Raw genomic sequence first — 16,453 nt, forward strand, 5'->3', positions numbered from 1 at the left:
AATGGTTATGACCCGGCAATGCCCAACCCGCAGCACTTCTTTATTCACGGCTATTGTAGCAGGCTTGCTGCTTTGCGCTTGTAGCGATCAGGCACCCGAAGCAAAGCAGGAAACTCCGGCTGCGCAAACCAGGCCAGATAGTGCTGCTATTTTTACCTGGACCACCGAGTTATGTGAAAATAAAGGTTCTTACAATCCTCAGCTATATACTGCCAGCCAGTTGCAAAGCACCTATGAGCTATGGTTTGGACTGTCCAGCCTGCAGCTCGACAATGACCAAACGGTTTATGAACCAAAGGACATTGCCAACATAAACGTGCAAGCACTCACTACAGAATACGAAAAGAAAAAAGAACATTTGCAGCAGGCAGAAGTTATCAAAACATCTTTCTGGCAGCAGTTGAAAGAAAAACGACTGAAAGAGCTGGATGATGAATATGAATTGAAAAAGGCTACCCTACAGGCATTTCTTGACCCGGCTACACTGAAAACAAACCGGTTCGCAAAAGATTGTCCACAAATCGTTGCCGCCTTAACGGCTGACACCGCCACGCTCCTCGCAGCCTGGAAAAATTATACAGAAGAGCACAAAGCCAAAAACGGCGCGCCGGAAACTTACATGGCTAAGTTTTATGAGAAGTATAATTCGCCACAACGCATTACTTACGCCATGATCGATATGATCACCTTCAACTTCAGCAACTGCGCCAACAATACCCTTGTTTATATCAGCCGCGACTCTACCGTAGAAAACGAGTTCAACAAACTGTTTACGAATATCAAAACCTTGTGCGATGAGCCATAGTGAATTTATAATATTACCGGCTACCGATGCCGACGTGCCTGCCGTAACGAAAGTTGTCAATAGTGCCTATGAAGGGGAACCCGGCAAAAGCTGGACGTCAGAAAGTCACCTGGTAGCTGGTCAGCGAACTACCGAACCTAATTTGCAGGAGCTTATCGACCAGCCAGCCATTACAATGTTCAAATGCAGCACTGCAGCAGGAGAAATAGTGGGTTGCGTATTACTGGAAAAAAAGGAAACTACTTTATACCTCGGTATGCTGTCAGTGCTACCCGGCATGCAAGCTGCCGGCATAGGCAAACAACTGTTACAATTCAGTGAGGGTTACGCTAAAGAACATGGATATGATTCCATCACGATCACAGTTATCAACCTGCGCCATGAGTTGATAGACTGGTACCGACGCAAAGGCTTTGTGCCTACCGGCAAGCTGGAGCCTTTCGCCAACAAGTCATCTGCCGCCCGTGCAGATTTCAGCTTCCTCGAAATGAAAAAGCCCCTGTAAGTCTCAAATTGCCCTTTTGCTGTAAGCCATTCACCCAACTGTCGGTGAATGGCCGCAAATTGCCTGTAAATGGTCGTATTTACCCTCCCTGTTATTAAATTTTGTGGTCTAAGTTTGCATTACCCGAATAACAACTGAATTATATGCAAGTAAACAGGAAGTCAGCCATTGGATTTATATTCGTTACACTCCTGATCGATGTCATGGGATGGGGGTTGATCATCCCCGTAATGGCCGATCTGATTGCCCAGTTAAAAGGCATACCTGTCAACGAGGCCAGTACTTATGGCGCTCTTTTACTATCTGTTTTTGCGATCACCCAGTTTTTATTTTCGCCGGTAATCGGTAACCTGAGCGACCGCTACGGCCGCCGGCCCGTTTTACTGTTTTCCTTATTAGGTTTCGGAATAGACTATATTATCCTGGCATTGGCGCCTTCTTACGGATGGTTGTTTGTAGGCCGCGTTATTGCGGGTATTACCGGCGCCAGTTTTACAACTGCCACCGCTTACATTGCCGATATCAGTACCGATGAAACATCGAGAGCCAAGAACTTCGGCCTCATTGGTGCCGCTTTTGGATTGGGTTTTGTACTGGGACCAGCACTTGGCGCCTTGCTGGCCATCTGGGGCATCAGAGCCCCCTTCTATGCCGCTGCTGTACTTTGTCTGCTCAACTGTTTATATGGATACTTTTTCTTACCCGAATCATTGAGCAAAGAGAAGCGCCGCCCATTTGAGTGGAAACGTGCCAACCCGATTGGCTCTCTGCGGTTTTTAACCGACCACCCTGAGATCGGTGGACTGGCCCTTGGCTTTTTCCTGATCTATCTGGGCGCCCAATCAGTACAGGGCAACTGGAACTTCTTCACCATTTACCGGTTCGGTTGGAGCGAAAAAATGGTAGGTATATCGTTGGCAGTAGTGGGCGTACTGGTAGGCGCTGTACAAGCCGGCTTAACAAGAGTGATCGTTCCTAAGATCGGGAATGAAAAAAGCATTTACGTTGGACTCTCATTATACACCTTGGGCCTGGTGCTGTTTGCTTTCGCTACACAAAGCTGGATGATGTTTGCCTTCCTGATTCCTTATTGCCTCGGTGGTATATGCGGTCCTTCCCTGCAGTCAGTGATATCCGTTCACGTACCCGCCAACCAACAAGGAGAATTGCAGGGCGCATTAACCAGTTTGATGAGCCTCACTACTATCTTCGGACCATTGATCATGAACAGCACGTTTACTTATTTCACGACCGACAAGGCACCGTTCCATTTCCCGGGCATACACTTCCTGATCGGCGCTGTATGTATGCTACTCAGCATTATCATCATACACAAAGTAATAACGAGGGAAAAGAAAGAGAACCAACAATTGGCAGATGCTATTGCCCATGCAGGTACTACAACCGATGCGCCTGTACATTAAAGCTGTCTGATCAATAGCTACGTATTCAGTCAGGCCGCTTTGAGCGGCCAGACGTAGCAATAGATGCAAACACTAAAACAGAGACAACTGTTGCTGCCGAGGCGTAGATGGTGTTTTCGCCACAATGGTGATTTGTCGTTCAGCTGGCCGGGTTATAGCAGCCAGTTCTTCGCCGGAAGATTTAATATGATACAACTCCGTTTCTCCAAAACGGGAAGCCACTATAATAGAAGTACTGCTGGTATGCTGTTCAAAAAGATCGCGCACCAACTGTGGATTGTTATTATCCTTCGACAGGTGCGATAGCAACAGGTGACTCATAAACGAAGGCCGGTATTTTTTAAACAACTCCAGCGCCTGCATATTCGATAAATGCCCATGGCCACCACGAATGCGGTTCTTTAGCATTGCCGGATACCTGCCATTCATCAGCATATCTTCGTCATAATTGGTTTCCAGGAAAGCCGCATGACAATGCTGAAAATGCGAGATGAGGTGATCGCAAGGTTTACCGATATCTGTAAATACGCCTACTCTTACAGAAGAAGAAGATACCACGAAGCTATGCGGATCAGCCGCATCATGGAATTTGGGAAAAGCTGTAACCGACAAGCCGCCTATCTGAATAGGCTTGTAGGCTTCAAAAGAAATAACCTGCTCTGCATTCAGTTGTAACCTCCCTTCTTCAAGTGTGCCGGCTGTTATATAAACCGGCAGCTGGTATTTTTTAGCCAGCACAGAGAGGCCGGCAATATGATCACCATGTTCATGTGATATAAAAATGGCTTTTACCTTCTTCATCTGCAAGCCCAGCCGCGCCATCCGTTTCTCGGTTTCCCGGCACGAAATACCTGCATCCACAAAAATGGCCTCCTCATCGTTGCTGATGTAGTAACAATTGCCATTGCTGCCGGAATTCAGAGAGGTAATATATAACGACATGTGCTGCAAATTAATAACAAATCCCCAGAGTCGACCCCCTGAAACAGGTGGAAGAAAAGCACATTCCATCATTTCCCGGTTACATTAAAAAAATTGTGCTATTTGATTAATGGCAACCCATGAGACCTCCATTTGCTTATTTTTAGGCCTTCTTTTCATTAAAACACCGTTTTCATCATGAGTTTTATGACAAAAAGGCTCCTGAGTAGCTGTTTAGTAGTATTGAGTCTACAAGCTGCTGCCCAAACCAATTCCGTGTACGACCAGCATGAAGCATTTTCCCCTTTCTTCTACCCTGCCTACGGCGATGACATCAGATCAGCCGATGGTACCCCTGGCCCTAAGTACTGGCAAAACAAAGCCGATTACAAGATCGAAGCTGCACTCGATGACGCACAACACCAGGTGGCTGGCAGTGTACAGATCACCTACACCAACAACAGCCCACAGTCATTATCATTCCTGTGGTTGCAACTGGACCAGAACATTTACAGCCTGCAATCGCGCAGCGTAGCAGCCACAGCGATCACCGGCGGTCGCTGGGCCAACCGCAACTTCGATGGAGGATATACTATTAAATCAGTAACCCTCATCGAAAACGGTAAAGCGACCGACGTAAACTACAACATTACAGATACCCGCATGAAGATCACGCTGCCCAAAGCCCTTAAAAGCAACGGCGGCAGCACGCAGATAAAAGTAACCTACCAGTTTACTATACCGGAATATGGTACAGACCGTATGGGCCGGCTGCAAACAAAAAACGGCTGGATCTATGAAATAGCACAATGGTTTCCCCGCCTCTGCGTGTATGACAATGTACTTGGATGGAACACACAACCCTACCTGGGACAAGGTGAGTTTTACCTGGAGTATGGCGACATCGCTTACAACATTACTGCACCGGCCAATCACATCGTAGTAGGTTCCGGCGAACTGCTGAACCCACAGGAAGTATTGACAGCCGAGCAGTTGAAACGTTGGAATGCTGCTAAGAACAGCGATAAAACAGTGTTGTTGCGCTCTGCTGCTGAAGTGACCAATCCAGCTTCACGCCCTACCAATAGCAAAACACTTACCTGGAAGTTCAAGTGCCTCAACACCCGTGATGTAGCCTGGGCAAGCTCCACCTCTTTTGTATGGGACGCAGCCCGCATCAACCTGCCTGGTGGTAAAAAATCACTGGCCATGAGTGCTTATCCCGCAGAAGCAGCAAACGACACTGCGTGGGGCCGCTCCACTGAATATGTAAAAGGCGCTATCGAGTTCTACTCCGATTACCTGTATCCATACTCGTATCCCATGGCAGTGAACGTAGCCGGCATTGTGGGCGGCATGGAATATCCCGGTATTGTATTTTGCAGTGCCCGCTCCAGCAGAGGCCGCCTTTGGGGTGTAACCTCACATGAGTTTGGCCACAACTGGTTTCCCATGATCGTGGGCAGCAATGAAAGAAAATTCCCCTGGATGGATGAAGGTTTCAACACCTTTATCAATACACTGGCCGAAAAACAATTCAACAATGGAGAATATGCAGGCGGCCGCGCAATGCTCGCTAAGAACTTCGTGCAGCCATTCTTTGGCGCCACTGCCGAAGGCATCTCTACGATTCCCGATGTTACCAGCCTGGCCAACCTGGGCACGGTAGCATATCGCAAGCCAGGCTTTGGATTACAGCTGCTGCGTGAGAATGTATTAGGCCCTGCCCGCTTCGACAGCGCCTTCCGCTATTATGTACACCAGTGGGCATTCAAGCACCCAACACCCTACGACTTTTTCCATTGCATTGAAAACAATGCAGGAGAAACACTCGACTGGTTCTGGAGAGGCTGGTTCCTGAACAACTGGAAGATAGACCAATCCGTACAAGAGGTAGCATACGTAAAAGATGATCCTGCACAAGGCAGCATCATTACCATCGCCAACATGGAAAAACTGCCCATGCCGGTAGTGGTAGAAATAACAGAAGAGAATGGAAAGAAAGACCGCGTACAACTGCCGGTAGAAATATGGCAACACGGCGCTGTATGGCAATTCGCTTATAAGTCCACTTCCAAACTGAAAAAGGTAACCCTCGATCCGGATAACACCTTACCAGACGTAAACAACAAAAACAATAGCTGGCCACTGGCTGGATTCTAAAAGAGCTGTTAGGAATTAGCTTTTAGCCGTTAGCAGTAAGGCAATAAATACAAAAGGGTGATCTGTCTTAATGATAGATCACCCTTTTGTATTGCTAATAGCTAATACCTAAAAGCTAACGTCTACTTCTTAAAGTACTTACTCATAAACATCAACTGATAAGTAACGGCATTATCCCAATAATCCCAGTTGTGCACACCCGGCCGCGTAATAAAATCATGATTGATATTCCTTTCCAGTAACTTCTCGTGCAGGTTCACATTCACACGGAAAAAGAAATCACCCGTACCACAATCGATAATAATAGCCAACGCATTATTAACGAGCAGATGCGTAAGATTGATCACACTATTCTTCTCCCATTGATCAGGACTGTCTTTATAAGAACCAATACGCTTAGCAATATCCCAGTTGAGGGGAAAAGGACGTATATCCACGCCACCACTCATGCTGCCGGCAGCACCAAAAACATCCTGGTGACGGAAAGCGAGATATAAAGCACCATGGCCGCCCATGCTCAGTCCGGTAATGGCCCGGCCTGCTTTATCCTTAACAGTGCTGTAATGACTATCCACCCAGCTTACCAGTTCTTTAGATACATAAGTCTCGTATCTCCAGGCACTATCTATAGGACTATCGAAATACCAGCTACCCACATTACCATCAGGGCACACGATGATCAGATTAAATTGATCCGCATAAGCAGGAAGCGCTTTCACCTTTTTGATCCAGTCGCCATAATTGCCACCATAGCCATGCAGCAAATAAACTACCGGATAAGTTTTAGCCTTATCATACGTCGAGGGCCTGACCACCACAGCCTTGATATCTTTTTTCATCGAGGGACTGAAAGTAGTAACCGTATCTACAGTACCGGCAAGCAGGTTGAATACAGTTATTAAAAGGAGGCAGGTAAAGATTAGTTTTTTACACATGCTGCAAAAAATTGTTATGAATTGAAAAATAGGCAGTAGAGTGTAAATATAATCACTCAGTGTTGCTAACGCCACCCCTTCCGGCAAAAAAATATTTGACAATACAAACCTTTATTCTACATTTGTAGAGCAACATCTAAATATGTAGAGCATGCAACTTACCAAAGCAGAAGAACAATTGATGGAATACCTGTGGCAGTCGGACAAGGCATTCCTCAAAGACCTGATAGAATGTTTCCCGGAGCCCAAGCCCGCTACTACTACTGTGGTCACCCTGCTCAAAAGAATGCAGGAAAAAGGATTTGTAGACCACAAAGTATTCGGCAACTCCCGGCAATACTTTCCGAAGGTCAAAAAGACTGACTATTTCTCGAAACATGTTAATGGCATGATCAAGAATTACTTCAACGACTCAGCCCTGCAGTTTGCCTCCTTCTTTACCAAATCCACCAAACTCACGGCTAAAGAGTTGGAAGAATTGAGAAAGATCATCGACCAGGAAATCGAAAAAAAGAAGAAATGATCACCTACGTCATTAAACTAACGGTTTGCTCAGCCCTGTTGCTGCTGGTATACAGGCTGCTACTGCAACGTGAAAAAATGTATGCCTTCAACAGAGCATACCTGTTGTTTAGCATCCTGTTTTCATTGATGATCCCATTCATCACCTTTGAAGTACAGGTGGGCGGCATAGTTCCGGAAGAAATATTACTGCCACTCAACATTCCTTTTGATGCACCTGATCCTGCACAAGCGGCAGTAACGAAAACAACCAGCCTCACGCTGGAGCAGATAGCCATCACCATTTACTTGTTGATCACGACCATGCTGCTAATTCGCTTTCTGCGCAACCTGTATCGCATTCGCAGGGCAATTGCCGGCAACAAGATCCTACATTACAATGGCGCAAAACTTATACTCACCAATCGGGATATACCTGCACACACATTCCTGTCGTACATTTTTATCAGCCAGGAAGATTATGACAATCCCGCTACACGTAACATTTTATTGACCCATGAGCTATCACACGTACGCCAAAAACATTCCTGGGATGTATTGTTCATAGAAATACTGCTGGTAGTTTGCTGGTTCAATCCTTCACTGGTCTTTTATAAAAGATCGATGCAGCTGAACCATGAGCTGCAGGCCGATGATGCAGTGATCAAAACACATGATGATATCCCAGGCTACCAGCATTTATTGCTGGATAAAATAGAACAACAATTTGCTACCCCACTTACCTCACCATTCAATTATTTTATCACTAAAAAAAGATTGACCATGATGACAAAATCCCCCAACAACAGGCGGATCGCCTGCCTGCAACTGGCCTTGCTGCCTTTATTCATCGCAGCCCTATTCCTGTTCAGCAGCAGAACCTATGCACAGGTAAAAGCACCGGAAAAGAAAAAAACAGAGAACACAACACCCATAAAAGAACCAAAGGATACCGTACGGGAGATAGGCACTATCTTTTTTGAGAAACAGTACCCTTCCGGCCCAGGCATATCTGCCGAAGAGCTGAAAGAGTTCAATGCTATTCTTGACAGAAGCACTACCGGTGGCCAAAAACACCTGAGTTACAAATTCTCCAAAGAAGACAAAATAAGGCTGAAAGCCCTGTACAGCACCATGAGTACAGAACAAAGAAAAGGCTACCCAGCCCTGATGTTCAGCAAGCGGCCAGCCCGCAAGTCGCCCACTGCCCAGCAGCTCCAGAACTGGCAGGACCCGAAGATGTATGGCGTTTGGATAGATGGAAAGCGGGTAAGCAACGATGTACTGGCCAACTACAAGCCAGCAGATTTTGCCCTGTACTATGTGAGCAAGCTGTCTAAAAATGCAGTGAATTATGGTAAACACTATGTGCAAATCGATCTGCACACCCCCGAAGATTACGACAGAACGTACAAAGATGACGAGCTCTTGGTGTTTGTGCTGAAAAGAGTGCCAGTACGGGAAGCAGTAAAAGAACAATAAAACAACTCATTATCAACAACTTATAATTCGCAACCGGTAATCCGGCCTTTAGCCCGTCCGTTTTTTCCTCCGGATGGGCTTTTTTATGCCCGCGCATTATCCCATCATTAAGAAAACATTAGAAAGAAAAGGCCTCAACCCTTAATTTTGGAGCTTTATATTTTGTGAACTATGCCGCAAGACAAAAACCGCCAATTTCTTGAATTTGAGAAACCCATTAAAGAACTGTTCGATGACATTGAAGGGCTGAAGCAGAAGCAAGAGAAGAGCAAGATTGACCTGAGCGACCCCATCAAAAAACTGGAAGAAAGGGTGATCGAGACCCGCAAGGCCATTACCCAAAACCTGACCCCCTGGCAAAAAGTACAACTGAGCCGCCACCCGGACCGCCCCTATACACTCAAATACATCGATAAACTTACCACTGACTTTGTAGAGCTGTTTGGCGACCGCAATGTGCGCGACGACAAAGCCATGGTAGGAGGCTTTGCTTCCATCGACGGCAAAACCGTCATGATCATCGGACAGCAAAAAGGGATCAACACCAAAGCACGCCAACTCCGCAACTTTGGAATGGCCAACCCTGAAGGCTATCGAAAGGCCCTGCGCCTGATGAAGCTGGCCGAGAAGTTCAACAAACCAGTCATTACTTTAATAGATACACCCGGCGCCTACCCCGGCCTGGAAGCTGAAGAAAGAGGACAAGGCGAAGCCATTGCCCGCAACATCTATGAAATGATGCGCCTCAAAGTACCGGTGATCTGCGTGGTGATCGGAGAAGGAGCCTCTGGTGGAGCCCTCGGTATTGGTGTAGGCGACAAGGTATTCATGCTCGAAAACACCTGGTACACGGTGATCTCCCCCGAGAGCTGCAGCTCCATTCTATGGCGTAGCTGGGACCAGAAAGAAAAAGCTGCCGAGCAGTTGAAGCTCACACCCGATTATATGCACCAGTTTGGCATCATCGACGAGATCATTCCGGAACCTGTAGGTGGAGCCCACTGGGATTATGCAGAAGCAGCCAACCTGCTGAAGCCCTACCTGATCAACACGATCAATGAGCTGTACCAGTTGACACCCGAACAACGCATACAAAAACGCATCGAGAAATTCAGCAAAATGGGCTTCTATGATGAAGTATAAACATGCTACTTTCTGCTTGCACTGTCATATTTAAAGACAGTAGACAACAATCAGCAGGCAGTTTCTTACATAAAAATTTGGGTGGAATACAATTGCTGATTATTTTTGGACCCATCATGCAAAACATAAAGAAGCATACAAAGCAAGTCAAGAAACACTCCACGTACGGGGAAGGTTAAAGACAGATTTGTATGTCTGAAATATATCGAAGCCTTCCCGTAGCGGGAAGGTTTTTTTTTGCAGCTATATCAATCACGACACCATCAATTTAAAACCAACAATAGAATGTCGCTCAGGCAAACATTACAAGGCACAGGCGTAGCACTCGTTACCCCCTTCAAAACAAACACCCAGGTCGATTTCGATGCATTAGGCAAACTCATCGACTTCGTGATCAAGGGAGGCGTAGAATACATCGTAACGCTGGGAACCACCGGCGAAACCCCTACCCTCAGCAAGGATGAAAAGAAGGACATCATACTGTACACGTATGAGAAGGTAAACGGCCGTGTACCTGTAGTAGTAGGCATTGGCGGCAATGACACACACGAATTGTTGAAAGACCTCCAATACTTCCCGCTCGATAAGGCAACAGCCGTACTGAGCGCCAGCCCCTATTACAACAAGCCATCACAGGAAGGCATCTTCCAGCACTATAAAATGCTGGCAGCAGCTTCACCTAAACCAATATTATTGTACAATGTACCGGGCCGCACGGGCAGAAACATGACTGCCGCCACTACCCTTCGCCTGGCCAATGAAGTACCGAACATTGCAGGTATCAAAGAAGCCAGCGGCGACATGGCACAATGCAGCCTGATACTGCGCGACCGTCCGGAGAACTTCCTGGTAGTAAGCGGAGATGATGCCCTGACCTTTGCACAAACAGCCACCGGCATGGATGGTGTCATCAGCGTAGCGGCCAACGCTTTCCCCCAACAATTTACCGACATGGTACGTAATAGCTTAAAGGCCGACCTGAAAGGAGCTAAGAAACTGAACGATCAGTTGATAGAAGCCTATGACCTGATGTTTGCAGAAAACAACCCGGCTGGCGTGAAAGCTTTTTTGGCGGAACTGGGACTGATCGAGAATAACCTGCGCCTACCTATGACACCTTTGAGCGAAGGACTATACAAACAAGTAAAAACGTATTTGAAGAAATAATTAAAGGAACTGGGTTAGTAAGCGGCGTAAAGTTTCATTCCATAGTGGAATGGCTTTGCGCCTTTTTATTATACCTTATACGTAACCCCCTCCAAAGCAAGATCAGTATTCGGAAACACGCCACAGGCCTCTTCCTTGAAGATATCCAGCTTGTCATACTTGGAGCTGAAATGCCCGATCAGCAAACGGCCAACGTTGGCCTTTTTAGCAATACAGGCAGCCTGCTCGGTAGTAGAGTGGAAACGGCTGGCAGCCCTGTCATTGAGGTCTTTGAGATAAGTAGTCTCGTGATATAAAATATCCACGCCCCGTACTTTATCGATCAACTCTTCATCATACAGCGTGTCTGCACTATAAGCATAAGATTGTGGCTTGGGTGCAGCTTCAGTTACCCATTCATTGCGGATCAGCTCCCCCACCTTGTTGGTATAATCGTCACCCTGCTTCAGCCGGTCATAAAAAGCAGCAGGCACACCATAGTGGATGGCCTTCTCAGGATTTACGCGGCGCGGAGCCTTCACCTGGTCAAAACGAAAACCCCAGCACGGAATACGGTGCTTGGTAGCAAAACAGGAAACCTTATACCGGTCGGTCTTTACCAATACCCCTTCCTCACCCAACGGATGAAAATGAAGCTGATATGGCAAAACAGTAGAAGCAGCCTTCAATTGAAGATCAAGGATCTCTTGCAGCGGCGCAGGCGCATACAGGTGCAACTCGTGCTCCCGGTGCAACAAACCCATGCTATTGATGAAACCCGGCAACCCGAAATAATGGTCGCCATGCAGGTGAGAAATGAAGATGTGATTGATACGGCCCCAGCGGATGCGGTACTTCGACAACTGGACCTGGGTGCCCTCTCCGCAGTCAACCAGGAATAAATGGTCGTCCAACGTCACCAGTTGCGACGTCGGATGCCGGTCGTAAGCCGGTAGCGCCGAATTATTTCCCAGTATAGTAACCGCGAGCATCCCGTAAAAAGAGGTTTAAACTGCCAGTAAGACGTCGACACAGCCCCTAAAGCTGCTTAACATCGCTAAATTAACTGATTACCATATAATAACGCAAATCAATAACGTTCAATTGTACGTAAAATGTCAGGCAGGTAACCTTTTCCAAATAAATTGAGGTGAATTAATAGCGGATAGAGATTACAAACCTCCCATTGCTCCCGATAATTAGGTACTGGCGGGGCATAATAAAAATAGCTGTCATAAAAAGCCCTATCAAAGCCTCCAAACAAAGTGGTCATAGCCATATCCACCGCAGGGTGGCCATAATACACTGCCGGGTCTATTAAAACAGGTTGCTGATCATCACTACATAAAAAGTTTCCACTCCACAAGTCGCCATGCAATAAGCCGGGCGCGTGGACAGGGAAAATAGAAGGAAGGACCTTATACAAACCTTCAAACAGTCGTACCTGTTGAGAGGTCATCAATTGTCCGTCCAAAGCCAGCTTGAGCTGCGGCTCCAGACGACGCTGAATGAAGAAATCACACCAATTGGCCATCGGCTCATTATACTGCGGCAAGGCGCCCATATAATTATTGTAAGCAAAGCCAAACCCCTCCTGCGTAGTTCCATGCAGAGCCGCCAACTGCCTGCCAAACGATTCCCAGAAGTCCGTTGACTTGAGCCCCTGCTCTATCCATTCCAATACCAACACCTGGTAGGAGCCTGCTACCCCGGTGGCTATCACGCCGGGCGTACGGATCAGCCTGGTAGCCGCCAAAGCTTCCAGCCCCTGCTGCTCAAACACAAACAGAGAAGGATAATCAACAGCAGAATTGAGCTTGACAAAAAAACGATTACCGGAGTTGGTAATCACCTGATAAGTATCATTGATGGAACCGCCGCCTACGGCACTAAAGCGAATGGAAGAAATAGCCGTTCCCACCGCAGCCTGAAGCACCTCCAACACATATTGATGAACAACCGCAGGAACCATACTGGTTGCTTTTCCTTTTCAACCTATCAACCTATTAACTTATCAACTTCACCTCAACAACAACTTACACTCCTCCAGCAACTTCGCCTTATCGATCGCCACAGTACCCACCTCTTCACATACAAGACCGCCGGCAATATTGGCCACTTCAGCCATCAGGTCAATACTTTTAGTAGCAGTATACACGAGAGAAGCTACAGCAATAACCGTATCACCCGCGCCCGACACATCGGCAATATTGCGCAAATGAGAAGGAATAATACGGGAAGCGTCGTGATTATGATAGAATACCCCCTTTTCAGAGAGCGTAATAAATGAAATATGATGCTGAAGCCTTTCCTGCAACTGATGATGAATATCAGTCAGCGTATCCATGTTCACCTCCTCTACCAGCAGGTTCAGGCCATCCTTTACCTCCTTCATATTAGGCTTGAAAATGTCCACACCGGCATAAGCAAAGAAGTTCTTGCGCTTAGGGTCCACCGTGGTAATCACCTTGTGTTGTTTACACAACGCAATCACTTCTCTGATCACCTTTTCAGTAAGCACCCCTTTATTATAATCTTCCAGAACGATGGCCTGCGGCTTTTCAGTAACGATGTACTTTTCCACCATCTGCAACACAGCCAGTTCATCCTCCGCAGAAAGATCCCTGGTAGTTTCCGAGTCGAGGCGCATCATCTGTTGATTGCGGCTGATGATACGCACCTTATTAGTAGTGATACGGGAAGCAGAAGACAATAAGAAATTGGTATTGATACCGGCCTGATCAAACAGCCCTTTCAGCAAAACACTGTCATCATCCCGTCCGGTTACCGATAAAGCCGTTACCTGCGCACCCAGCGATACGAGGTTCAGGGCAACGTTGCCTGCCCCGCCAATACGGTGCTCTCTCTTGTCCAATGCCACCACAGGCACAGGTGCTTCAGGAGAAATGCGGTCTACATGCCCCCACCAATACGTGTCCAGCATCACGTCACCGATAACTCCAACCTTAATACCTTCGAACTGAGCAAATAATTTGTCGAAATCAAAGACAGCCATATTGCAACATTCTTTTATAATACCTAAGCAGTTTGCAAGGTATTATATTTTGCCGAAAACAATGCAATAATGATGCAAGACCCGGGAAGGGTCTACGCCGCCGCCTTTTTCCTCGAAACAGCTATATAGTACAGCGGAATACCCACCAGTACGATACCTAAACCAGCACCTGCATACACAGGCTTCATCATGATCAGGAACACGCAGAAAGTGAGTGCCATGAGAACATAAATAGCAGGCAAAACGGGATAACCGAATGCTTTATAAGGACGTTCGATATCGGGCCGCTTTTTACGCAAAACAGCGATACCAACAATAGTGAGCGCATAGAACAATACCACCACAAAAGAGATCATATCCAGCAGATCCCCATAACTACCGCTAAGGCACATGATAGAAGCCACGATACATTGCAGCCACAAAGCATACTCAGGAACAGCATGCTTGTTCAACGTTCCTGTTTTCTTGAAGAACAAACCATCATTAGCCATCGTATAATATACGCGGGCGCCCGCGAGGATCAGGCCATTATTACAACCAAAAGTAGAGATCATGATCATCACCGCGATCACGATAGAACCGTTACTCCCGAAAATAGAATTGGACACCGCCACAGCAACCCGCTCACCCTCAGGGAAAGCGATCTCCTGCAAGGGCAACACATGCAGGTACATGAGATTGGCAGTAACATAAATCACAGTTACGATCAACGTACCCAGGAAAAGACTCAACCCAATATTCTTCTTCGGATTCTTGATCTCACCGGCAATGAAAGTCACGTTGTTCCAGGAATCACTACTAAAGATAGATCCCACCATTGCAGCCGCAATAGCACCAATCAGCACCGTACCGCTTATGGGAGACCACTGGCCACCCTTTACAAAAGCGCCATCCTGCTTTTCCAGTTGCATGGCATTCAATCCCGTTTGCCAGTTCTCATCCCAAAAACTATGCTTGGCCAGCAGAAAACCCAATATGATCAATCCAAATAAGGATATCAGCTTTACCGTAGTAAAAGTGGTTTGAATGATCTTGCCACCCTTGACCCCCTTTGTATTCGTATAAGTGAGAAAGATGATCAGCGCAATACCCAGTAGCTGAGCAGCCGACACCTTTAGCGAGCCCAACATAAATACAATATTACTTTCCCCAAGCTCCGGCACAAGGTAAGCTGTAAAACGACTGAAAGCCACAGCCACGGCAGCAATAGTAGCCGTTTGGATCACCGCAAAAAAGCTCCAGCCATACAGGAATCCGGCCAGCGGATTGAAGGCCTCTTTCAGGTATACATACTGGCCGCCCGCCTTTGGATACATACCACTCAACTCACCATAACTAACTGCCGCAGTAATGGTCATAAAGCCCGTTATAAGCCATACCATGATCAGCCAGCCGGAGCTACCTACGTGACGAGTGATATCAGAACTTACAATAAAAATACCGGAACCGATCATGGAGCCAGCCACCACCATGGTAGCATCTACGAGGCCCAGAGAGGGTTTAAAAGCAGGTGTTGATTCAGCCATAGCAGTTTAAATAAAGGTCAAAGTGTGTTATAAAATAAGTAACCTTGAAGATAAGGAAATCAAAAATACAGAAGGCACAAAAAAACGCAGCTATTGCGTAGCTGCGTTTACCTATTTTAACGAATGCTAATCAGTTCTTAAATACTCCTCACTTTCTTGACTATCACTACCCTTTTCAACCTGTCAACCTATTAACCTATCAACTCTATTTCTTATTCTTACTCTTGCTATATTGATCATTCAAGCCCCTCAACAGATCGGCAGTCACATCATACGCAGAGTCCTTGTAATACATAATAAATCCGGGCTCATAAGAAAAGATATAAGCATACCCTTTATCCTTATTATACACAGCAAGATAATCCTCGATCTCTTTACGCATTTGCTTCGTCATGTCCATTTGCTGATTCTGCAGATTGTCCTGCAGTTGAGCCTCCCGCGTGCGGTAATCCTGCTCCATCTTGGCCACTTCCCGTTGTGCCGCTTCACCTTCGGCCTGTGACATCGTTGGGCCTTTTTGCTGCAATTGCTGAATCCTGCTCTGATAACGACCTTTCAAAGCCTGCAATTCGGCATTGGCAGAACTTTCCTTACCCTTCATCTCTTGCAACACATCCTTATACTTGGTATAACTCGATTGCAAAGAATCGATGTCGAAATAAGCGATCTTGAAATTATGTTGACCATTCTTACCCGCAGCTACAGATACCTGCTTCAGCTGTTCTTTATGAGTAAAATGAAGATAGAAAAGTACACCGGTAAGAGCCAGTGCAATAATGCTTAAAATAGTAGAGATATTTCTCATTCACGCCTTTTTTGCAAGATAAAATCTTGCGTTAAAAGAAAATTGTTAAAACTTTTAACAGTTCAGAATTAGTTCAGATCA

15 protein-coding genes are annotated in these 16,453 nt (G+C 46.5%); 8 read left to right on the forward strand and 7 right to left on the reverse strand.

Annotation, left to right across the window (positions count from 1 at the left end):
- Positions 1–7: 7 nt before the first annotated feature.
- From AC5JBY_RS25130 to AC5JBY_RS25140, 3 genes are all read left to right on the forward strand, one after another.
- Complete coding sequence (locus tag AC5JBY_RS25130; protein WP_495907426.1) at positions 8–805, forward strand: hypothetical protein; 798 nt, start codon at positions 8–10, stop codon at positions 803–805.
- Positions 795–1,310 (forward strand): GNAT family N-acetyltransferase, encoded by a 516-nt coding sequence (locus tag AC5JBY_RS25135; RefSeq protein WP_495907427.1) that lies wholly within the window; start codon positions 795–797, stop codon positions 1,308–1,310. Before AC5JBY_RS25130 ends, AC5JBY_RS25135 begins: the two co-directional genes overlap by 11 nt.
- Before the next feature lie 143 nt (positions 1,311–1,453).
- On the forward strand, positions 1,454–2,734 hold the full coding sequence (locus AC5JBY_RS25140) for a TCR/Tet family MFS transporter (RefSeq protein WP_495907428.1): 1,281 nt from the start codon (positions 1,454–1,456) through the stop codon (positions 2,732–2,734).
- Positions 2,735–2,806: 72 nt separating this feature from the next.
- Here the strand turns inward: AC5JBY_RS25140 and AC5JBY_RS25145 are convergent, their stop codons facing one another.
- A complete protein-coding gene (locus AC5JBY_RS25145) occupies positions 2,807–3,676 on the reverse strand; it encodes an MBL fold metallo-hydrolase (RefSeq protein WP_495907429.1) in 870 nt (289 codons plus the stop codon).
- Positions 3,677–3,862: 186 nt separating this feature from the next.
- Here AC5JBY_RS25145 and AC5JBY_RS25150 point away from each other — a divergent pair, with 186 nt between their 5' ends.
- Positions 3,863–5,818, forward strand: coding sequence for a M1 family metallopeptidase (locus AC5JBY_RS25150; RefSeq protein WP_495907430.1), 1,956 nt, complete (start codon positions 3,863–3,865; stop codon positions 5,816–5,818).
- A gap of 122 nt (positions 5,819–5,940) precedes the next feature.
- Here the strand turns inward: AC5JBY_RS25150 and AC5JBY_RS25155 are convergent, their stop codons facing one another.
- On the reverse strand, positions 5,941–6,753 hold the full coding sequence (locus tag AC5JBY_RS25155; RefSeq protein WP_495907431.1) for an alpha/beta hydrolase: 813 nt from the start codon (positions 6,751–6,753) through the stop codon (positions 5,941–5,943).
- A gap of 151 nt (positions 6,754–6,904) precedes the next feature.
- Here AC5JBY_RS25155 and AC5JBY_RS25160 point away from each other — a divergent pair, with 151 nt between their 5' ends.
- From AC5JBY_RS25160 to dapA, 4 genes are all read left to right on the forward strand, one after another.
- Positions 6,905–7,276, forward strand: coding sequence for a BlaI/MecI/CopY family transcriptional regulator (locus AC5JBY_RS25160; protein ID WP_495907432.1), 372 nt, complete (start codon positions 6,905–6,907; stop codon positions 7,274–7,276).
- Positions 7,273–8,736 (forward strand): M56 family metallopeptidase, encoded by a 1,464-nt coding sequence (locus tag AC5JBY_RS25165; RefSeq protein WP_495907433.1) that lies wholly within the window; start codon positions 7,273–7,275, stop codon positions 8,734–8,736. Before AC5JBY_RS25160 ends, AC5JBY_RS25165 begins: the two co-directional genes overlap by 4 nt.
- A gap of 171 nt (positions 8,737–8,907) precedes the next feature.
- Positions 8,908–9,879 (forward strand): acetyl-CoA carboxylase carboxyltransferase subunit alpha, encoded by a 972-nt coding sequence (locus tag AC5JBY_RS25170; RefSeq protein ID WP_495907434.1) that lies wholly within the window; start codon positions 8,908–8,910, stop codon positions 9,877–9,879.
- A 285-nt stretch (positions 9,880–10,164) separates the two neighbouring features.
- Complete coding sequence (gene dapA / locus AC5JBY_RS25175) at positions 10,165–11,046, forward strand: 4-hydroxy-tetrahydrodipicolinate synthase (protein ID WP_495907435.1); 882 nt, start codon at positions 10,165–10,167, stop codon at positions 11,044–11,046.
- 68 nt (positions 11,047–11,114) lie between these two features.
- On the opposite strand, the gene AC5JBY_RS25180 is transcribed toward dapA, so the two are convergent.
- The 5 genes from AC5JBY_RS25180 to AC5JBY_RS25200 form a co-directional block, all read right to left on the reverse strand.
- On the reverse strand, positions 11,115–12,017 hold the full coding sequence (locus AC5JBY_RS25180) for a ribonuclease Z (protein WP_495907436.1): 903 nt from the start codon (positions 12,015–12,017) through the stop codon (positions 11,115–11,117).
- 98 nt (positions 12,018–12,115) lie between these two features.
- Positions 12,116–12,997: a fructosamine kinase family protein gene (locus tag AC5JBY_RS25185; RefSeq protein WP_495907437.1), complete on the reverse strand. Its 882-nt coding sequence runs from the start codon at positions 12,995–12,997 to the stop codon at positions 12,116–12,118.
- Positions 12,998–13,045: 48 nt separating this feature from the next.
- Positions 13,046–14,041 (reverse strand): bifunctional heptose 7-phosphate kinase/heptose 1-phosphate adenyltransferase, encoded by a 996-nt coding sequence (locus AC5JBY_RS25190; protein ID WP_495907438.1) that lies wholly within the window; start codon positions 14,039–14,041, stop codon positions 13,046–13,048.
- A gap of 92 nt (positions 14,042–14,133) precedes the next feature.
- Positions 14,134–15,567 carry an APC family permease gene (locus tag AC5JBY_RS25195; RefSeq protein ID WP_495907439.1) on the reverse strand — a complete coding sequence of 478 codons (1,434 nt, stop codon included), beginning with the start codon at positions 15,565–15,567 and terminating at the stop codon, positions 14,134–14,136.
- 205 nt (positions 15,568–15,772) lie between these two features.
- Positions 15,773–16,372: an OmpH/Skp family outer membrane protein gene (locus AC5JBY_RS25200; RefSeq protein WP_495907440.1), complete on the reverse strand. Its 600-nt coding sequence runs from the start codon at positions 16,370–16,372 to the stop codon at positions 15,773–15,775.
- Between the last annotated feature and the right edge of the window lie 81 nt (positions 16,373–16,453).

The sequence above is a fragment of the Paraflavitalea sp. genome, assembly GCF_059502485.1.

Coding starts and splice junctions, on each gene's coding strand:
- AC5JBY_RS25130 (WP_495907426.1), top strand. CDS start 8: ATGACCCGGCAATGCCCAACCCGCAGCACTTCTTTATTCACGGCTATT.
- AC5JBY_RS25135 (WP_495907427.1), top strand. CDS start 795: ATGAGCCATAGTGAATTTATAATATTACCGGCTACCGATGCCGACGTG.
- AC5JBY_RS25140 (WP_495907428.1), top strand. CDS start 1,454: ATGCAAGTAAACAGGAAGTCAGCCATTGGATTTATATTCGTTACACTC.
- AC5JBY_RS25145 (WP_495907429.1), bottom strand. CDS start 3,676: ATGTCGTTATATATTACCTCTCTGAATTCCGGCAGCAATGGCAATTGT.
- AC5JBY_RS25150 (WP_495907430.1), top strand. CDS start 3,863: ATGACAAAAAGGCTCCTGAGTAGCTGTTTAGTAGTATTGAGTCTACAA.
- AC5JBY_RS25155 (WP_495907431.1), bottom strand. CDS start 6,753: ATGTGTAAAAAACTAATCTTTACCTGCCTCCTTTTAATAACTGTATTC.
- AC5JBY_RS25160 (WP_495907432.1), top strand. CDS start 6,905: ATGCAACTTACCAAAGCAGAAGAACAATTGATGGAATACCTGTGGCAG.
- AC5JBY_RS25165 (WP_495907433.1), top strand. CDS start 7,273: ATGATCACCTACGTCATTAAACTAACGGTTTGCTCAGCCCTGTTGCTG.
- AC5JBY_RS25170 (WP_495907434.1), top strand. CDS start 8,908: ATGCCGCAAGACAAAAACCGCCAATTTCTTGAATTTGAGAAACCCATT.
- dapA (WP_495907435.1), top strand. CDS start 10,165: ATGTCGCTCAGGCAAACATTACAAGGCACAGGCGTAGCACTCGTTACC.
- AC5JBY_RS25180 (WP_495907436.1), bottom strand. CDS start 12,017: ATGCTCGCGGTTACTATACTGGGAAATAATTCGGCGCTACCGGCTTAC.
- AC5JBY_RS25185 (WP_495907437.1), bottom strand. CDS start 12,997: ATGGTTCCTGCGGTTGTTCATCAATATGTGTTGGAGGTGCTTCAGGCT.
- AC5JBY_RS25190 (WP_495907438.1), bottom strand. CDS start 14,041: ATGGCTGTCTTTGATTTCGACAAATTATTTGCTCAGTTCGAAGGTATT.
- AC5JBY_RS25195 (WP_495907439.1), bottom strand. CDS start 15,567: ATGGCTGAATCAACACCTGCTTTTAAACCCTCTCTGGGCCTCGTAGAT.
- AC5JBY_RS25200 (WP_495907440.1), bottom strand. CDS start 16,372: ATGAGAAATATCTCTACTATTTTAAGCATTATTGCACTGGCTCTTACC.